Consider the following 6,223-nt stretch of genomic DNA (forward strand, 5'->3'; position numbering starts at 1 on the left):
TGTCTGCTGTTTGTGGGGGGGTGGGGTGTTTTTTTCTGTTTTTTTTGTGGTTGGGGGTGGGGGGGGGGGGGGGGGGGGGTGGGGGGGGGGGGGGCCCCCCCCCCCCCCCCCCCCCCTGCTACTTCTCCGTCACGCCTGCCGAGTCGAACGTCGCCACCTCGTGCATCGCCCGCGCCGCGCTCTGCACGATCGGGAGTGCCAGCAGCGCGCCCGTGCCCTCGCCCAGCCGGAGGTCCAGGTCGACCAAGGGGCGCAGGCCCAGCTTGTTGAGCGCCGCCACATGGCCGGGCTCCGCGCTGCGGTGGCCCGCGATGCAGGCGGCCAGGGCCTCGGGGGCGATGGCCCGCGCGACCAGGGCCGCCGCACCCGCGCTCACGCCGTCCAGGACCACCGGCGTACGCAGGGAGGCTCCGCCGAGGAGGAAGCCCGCCATCGCCGCGTGCTCCAGGCCGCCGACCGCCGCGAGCACGCCGATCGGGTCGGCCGGGTCCGGCTGGTGGAGGTCGAGGGCGCGGCGTACGACGTCGACCTTGCGGGCGTGCATCTCGTCGTTGATGCCGGTCCCCCGGCCGGTCACCTCGGCGGCGTCGATCCCCGTGTAGACGCAGATCAGCGCAGCCGACGCCGTGGTGTTGGCGATGCCCATCTCGCCGGTGAGCAGCGCCTTGTTGCCCGCCGCCACCAGGTCCCTGGCCGTCTCGATGCCGACCTCGATCGCGGCCAGGACCTCTTCGCGGCTGAGTGCGGGGCCCGTCGTGAAGTCCGCCGTGCCCGGGCGCACCTTGCGGGGCAGCAGGCCGGGCGTCGCGGGCAGGTCCGTCGCCACGCCGACGTCCACGACGCAGACCTCCGCGCCGACCTGCGCAGCGAAGGCGTTGCAGACGGCTCCGCCGCCGAGGAAGTTCGCCACCATCTGGGCGGTGACCTCCTGCGGCCAGGCAGTGACCCCCTGGGCGTGCACCCCGTGGTCACCGGCGAAGATCGCGACGGCCGCGGGCTCCGGGATCGGCGGCGGGCACATCCGGGAGAGCCCGGAGAGCTGCGCGGAGATGATCTCCAGCATGCCGAGCGCCCCGGCGGGCTTCGTCATCCGCTTCTGGCGTTCCCACGCCTCGCCGAGCGCCTTCGCGTCCAGCGGGCGGATCGCGGAGATCGTCTCCTGGAGCAGGTCGTGCGGCTCGGCGCCGGGCAGCGCCCGACGGCCGTACGTCTCCTCGTGGACGACCCAGGACAGCGGGCGGCGCTTCGACCAGCCCGCCTGCATCAGCTCGGGCTCCTCGGGGAACTCGTCGACGTAACCGACGCAGAGGTAGGCCACGACCTCCAGGTGCTCGGGCAGGCCGAGTGCGCGGACCATCTCCCGCTCGTCGAAGAAGCTGACCCAGCCGACGCCCAGGCCCTCGGCGCGGGCCGCCAGCCACAGGTTCTCCACGGCCAGCGCCGAGGAGTAGGGGGCCATCTGCGGCTGCGTGTGGCGGCCGAGGGTGTGGCGGGCGCCCCGGGTCGGGTCGGCCGTCACGACGATGTTGACCGGGGTGTCGAGGATCGCCTCGATCTTCAGTTCCTTGAACTGCTTCGCCCGGCCCTTGGGCAGCGACTTGGCGTAGGCGTCGCGCTGGCTCTGGGCCAGTTCGTGCATGGAGCGGCGGGTCTCCGCCGAGCGGATGACGACGAAGTCCCACGGCTGCGAGTGGCCGACGCTCGGCGCGGTGTGCGCCGCCTCCAGCACCCGGAGCAGGACCTCGTGCGGGATCGGGTCGCTGCGGAAGCCGTTGCGGATGTCCCGGCGTTCGCGCATGACCCGCAGCACGGCCTCGCGCTCGGCGTCGTCGTAACCGGGGGCGGGCGGGGTGGCCGCCGCCTGATCGGCGGGCTCCATGGCCTCCAGCGGCTCCGCCGGCTCCTCGGGCTGCGGTGCCGTCACAGGCTGCTGCGCCGCCTCGGTCGGTGCCTCCCCGACCGGTTCCTGCGCCAGCGGCTCCGGAAGGACCTCCGGCGTCTCGATGACCTCGGGGCCGGTGCCGTCCTCGGCGTCGGGTGCCGCGACGTGGGCTGCCTCGGGCTCCGTCGCTGCCACTGCGGGCTCGACCGTGGGCTCGGGGGCGGGAGCCGGGGCCGCTTCCTGCTCCGGCGCCTCGCCTCCGGCCACGGGCTCGGAGGCCTCGACCGGCTCTTCCACGGCGGGCTCCGGCTGTACGGGCTCAGGGGCGAGCGGTGTCGGGAGCGGCTCCGCCACGGCGGTGTCCGGGGCCACGACCGCCTCCGGGCTCTCGGCCACCGCTGCGGCCTGGGCCGGTTCGACGGACTGCTCCTGCTCGGGCTGGGCCACCGGCTCGGGTTCGGCCACCGGTTCGACGACGAGCGGGCCCTGTACGGGGGCCTGGGCTTCCGGGGCGGCGGCTTCCACCGGGACAGCCTGCACGTCGGGCTCCGGGGTTACGGCGACGCCGTGCTGAGCCTCCACCTGCTCCTGTGTCTCGCTGGCGGTCACCTCGTCGGCCGGGGCCTGCACGGGTGCTTCCGCCGGTTCTGCCAGGGGCTCCGGCTGTGCCGCCTCGGGCTCCGGGACGATGACCGGTCCGGCGGGGGGCATCGCCACCGCCACCGGGTCGGGAACGACCGTTTCTGCCGGGGCGGTCTGTGCGGCCGGCTCGGCCTGCGGGACCGGCTCGGCCTGCGGGACCGGCTCGGGCTGCGGAGCCGGCTCGGGCTGGACAACGGCAGCGGGCTGCACCGGCTGGTCAGACTGGCCCGGCTGCTCCGGCTGCTCGATCGGGGCGGCCGGGGGCGCCGGAGCGATCGGGGCCACCAGGACTTCCTCGGGAGCGGGCACGGCCGCCTGCTCCGTCGGCTGAACCGGCGGGGCAGCCTGGACCGGCTGCTCGGCCACGGCCTCCACGGCCTCGGCCTGCCCTGCCGCCGCCGGCTCGGCGACCTCAGGCTCAGCCGCCGCCTGCTCGGCCACGACAGCCTGCTCCGGCTCCGCCACGGCCTGCTCCGGCTGCTGAACCGGCTCGGCGGCCGGCTGCTCGGCGGGCACCGGCTCCGCGACGGGCTGCTCCGGCTGCGCCCCCCACGGGGCGCCGGCCTGCGGCGGGATCTCGCCCAGCTGCGGGCCCGGCAGGGTCGAGGGAGCCTCGGCCGGGATGTCGAAATACTCGGGGCCGGTCGTCGGCGGGCCCGCGTGGCGGGCGGGGGCGGCGGTCCGGGTGGCACCGGCGGGGCCCCGGTCGGCCAGGGAACGTACGACGCCGCCCTGCGTACCGCCGCCGTACGACGGAGGGTCGGCGGCGGCAGGGCCCCGGTGCAGGGGGCGGCGGGCAGGGGCGGCGGCAGCGTGCGCGCCGACCGGTGCGGGTGCGGGCGCCGGGATGCGTACGCCGTTGAGGTCGACGGAACCCGAGTCGCGGCCACCGGACTCGTGCGTACTGTGCGGCTCCACGGCGGGGGCCGCCTGGGCCTGCTGCGCGGGAACCTGCGGCTGGGGCTGCCCCACGGCGTGTTCGGCAACGAGGGGCTGCGCCGCGCCGGCCGGCGCGACGGGCTGGCCCTGCGCGGCGGGGGCAGGCGCGGCCTGCGGGTCGCTCCAGGCGCCCTGGGAGGTCGGCATCAGGAGAAGGTCGTCGTCCTCGGGGGCGTGCTCGGAGGGGTCGAGGAAGGTGTGCGCGTCCGGGGCGGGGATGCCCGGCTGCTCCACCATGCCTGCGTCCTCCGGCAGTCCCTCGCCCGGGATCTGGCCGGTGTCAGTCATGCGTACCCCTCGCCCATCGTCAGTGCTCCTCGGCCCTTCGCCCGGGACGCCGAACCACGGCACGCCGGTGCTCGTCATCAAGAACGAGCGGGCTCGCCGCGCGGCACGAAACGCCCGCGGAGCTTCCTATTCTCGCGGCCGATCGCCGCCGCGACAGACAGTTCTGCCACGGCTCACTGTGGACTGCGCCACGTTGCGCGTCCCCCGGGTTGTGCCGTACCACAATGCGGACCAAAACAGTCCACTTTTCCGGACATTGACGAACGAAGTGACGAACGCCCGGGCGCGGTACAACAATCGGCCAGCCTACCTCGCGTACCGGGCGTAACGGATCAGGGGGCGAGGTCCGAACGCCCTGCGGAGAGAAGGAACACGACGGACCTCTCCCGCTCGGTCCACACCTCGGTGTCCAGGTCGACGGACTGGAGCAGCGAGCACTCGACGGTGTAGCCGTTGCCCGTGAGGGCCGCGCCGAGCGCCTCGGCCTCGTCCCGGTTGGAGGCGTGCGTGACGATGCGTTCCGGCCGCCGGTCGATGACGGCCCGGGCCACCGGGACTCCCCCGCCGCCGATCCGTACGACGTCGGGTTCGGGCAGTTGTTCCAGGATGTGCGGGGCGCGGCCGCGGACGACCTGGACGGGGACACCGAAGGCGCGGGCGGCGGCCTCGGTGCGGGCGCAGGCGGCCGGGTCGGCGTCCACGGCGATGACCGCCGCGCCGAAGCGGGCCGCCTCGACGGCGAGGGCGCCGCTGCCGGAGCCGATGTCCCAGAGCAGGTCGCCGGTGCGGGGGCCGAGGCGGGCGAGCTGGGCGGCGCGCAGGCCGGGGAACTCGCCCTCGCCGGACTCCTGCATCCGCTCGGCCCCGGCGGCCCGGTAGGCCTCGGCGGGCAGGGCCCAGCCGCGTATCCCCTGCGGGTAGGCGGGTTGGCGGCCGGCTATCCAGGCGCCGGCGGGAGTGGTCTCGGGGCCGCCGCCGATGACGATGACGACGTTGGGGTCGCGCCAGGCGTGGTCGGCCGCCTTGTCGGAGGTGAGGACGGTGACGCGCTCGCGGGCGGTGCCGAGTTCCTCGCAGATGACGAAGGTGCGGTGGATCCCGTCGAGGAGAAGGGCCAGCTCGGCGGGGCCCGCCCCGGGCGAGGTGAGGACGGCGACCTTGTGGTGGGCCCGGCAGACGTTGACCGCGCGGCGCAGGGTGCGGGGGTGGGCGACGACGATCTGGGCGTCGTCCCAGGGCATCCCGGCCCGGGCGAAGGCGGTGGCCACGGAGGAGACGGCGGGGACGACCTCGACCTCCAGGCCGTGTTCGCGGGCGCGCAGGGTGCGGACGACGCCGAAGAAGCCGGGGTCGCCGTCGGCGAGGACCACGGCGCTGCCGCGGTGTCCGGCGATCCGGCGGGCGGCGAGGTCGATGCTGCCGAGGCGGATGCGTTCGGCGTTCGGGGGCACTTCCGGCAGGGCGAGGTGGTGGGCGGCGCCGGCGACGAGCGTGGCCGCCGAGAGCGCGGCCGTGGCCGCTCCGGGCAGTGGCGAGCCGTCCCAGCCGATCACCGTGACCCGGTCGGCCATCGTCGTCTGTCTCCTGGGGTGTCGGAGGGTGCGGGGCATCCGCCCGTGCACTGCCGGGCAGGGGTGAGAGTATCCGGTCCGGACCGTTGGCCCTGCGGGGGGCCTCGGGGTTCTACTTCCAGTCGTTGTACGTGCCGTAGCCGCCGGCGTCCGCGAGCTGTTCGGCGACCCCTTCGAGGTCCTCGGGGAGGAGTCCCCAGACGATCAGGTCGGTGCGGATGTCGGTCCAGCCGCCGTCGGTGCCGTTCTCGGTGCGGGTGCGGGCGATGCGGGCGTTGCGCAGGACGCCCTCGCTGATGCAGCCGAGCTTCTGGGCGACCTGCTGGGAGTCGGTGTTGTCGGCGGGGGTGCGCAGCTCGATGCGTTCGAAGCCCTGGTCGCGGAAGAGCCATTCGGCTATGGCGAGCACGGATTCGGTGGCGTATCCCTCGCCGCGCGCCCACGGGGCGGTGATGTAGCGGACCTCGGTGGAGCGGGTACGCCAGTCGGTGTTCAGGAGGCGGACGCTGCCGACGAGCCGCTGGGTGAGGAACTCGGTGACGGCGAGGGCGATGCCCTGGCCGCCGGTGCGTTCGGCAGGAGCGATCCTGCGGACCCAGCGTTCGGCGTCGACCTGGGTGTACGGGTTCGGTCCGTCCATCCAGGCGAGGACCGCCTCGTCGTTCATCATCTCGATGTGCGCGGGGATGTCGGCCATCTCGAAGGGGCGCATCACCAACCTGTCCGTGCTGATGGAGACGGACGGAAAGGTGGTAGTCATGCGCAGCTCCATGCCGAGGACCGGGTAAAAGCACAGCATGCAGCATCGGGTCCGCCTTGTGCATGGGCGGGTCGGCACGACGGAGCCCCGCGCCTCCGGGCGGGAGGGGCGGGGCGGGGGTGGGATGGCACTCCGCCCCCC

General features: G+C 74.7%; 3 protein-coding genes. All 3 read right to left on the bottom strand.

The features are described 5' to 3' along the window. Nucleotides 1-118: 118 nt before the first annotated feature. The 3 genes from cobT to JS521_RS32960 all read right to left on the bottom strand — a co-directional run bounded on the left by cobT (nucleotide 119) and on the right by JS521_RS32960 (nucleotide 6,121). Nucleotides 119-3,751, bottom strand: coding sequence for a nicotinate-nucleotide--dimethylbenzimidazole phosphoribosyltransferase (gene cobT / locus JS521_RS32950; RefSeq protein WP_205086566.1), 3,633 nt, complete (start codon nucleotides 3,749-3,751; stop codon nucleotides 119-121). A 332-nt stretch (nucleotides 3,752-4,083) separates the two neighbouring features. Then, a complete protein-coding gene (gene cbiE, locus JS521_RS32955; protein WP_205086567.1) occupies nucleotides 4,084-5,322 on the bottom strand; it encodes a precorrin-6y C5,15-methyltransferase (decarboxylating) subunit CbiE in 1,239 nt (412 codons plus the stop codon). Nucleotides 5,323-5,434: 112 nt separating this feature from the next. Then, a complete protein-coding gene (locus tag JS521_RS32960; protein WP_205086568.1) occupies nucleotides 5,435-6,121 on the bottom strand; it encodes a GNAT family N-acetyltransferase in 687 nt (228 codons plus the stop codon). Between the last annotated feature and the right edge of the window lie 102 nt (nucleotides 6,122-6,223).

Source organism: Streptomyces durocortorensis (assembly GCF_016901035.1).
In the GTDB taxonomy this organism is placed as follows: Bacteria; Actinomycetota; Actinomycetes; order Streptomycetales; family Streptomycetaceae; genus Streptomyces; species Streptomyces durocortorensis.

What these genes read in the sequence shown, in the direction of transcription:
- cbiE (WP_205086567.1), bottom strand. Translation starts at nt 5,322, where the DNA reads ATGGCCGACCGGGTCACGGTGATCGGCTGGGACGGCTCGCCACTGCCC.
- cobT (WP_205086566.1), bottom strand. Translation starts at nt 3,751, where the DNA reads ATGACTGACACCGGCCAGATCCCGGGCGAGGGACTGCCGGAGGACGCA.
- JS521_RS32960 (WP_205086568.1), bottom strand. Translation starts at nt 6,121, where the DNA reads ATGCTGTGCTTTTACCCGGTCCTCGGCATGGAGCTGCGCATGACTACC.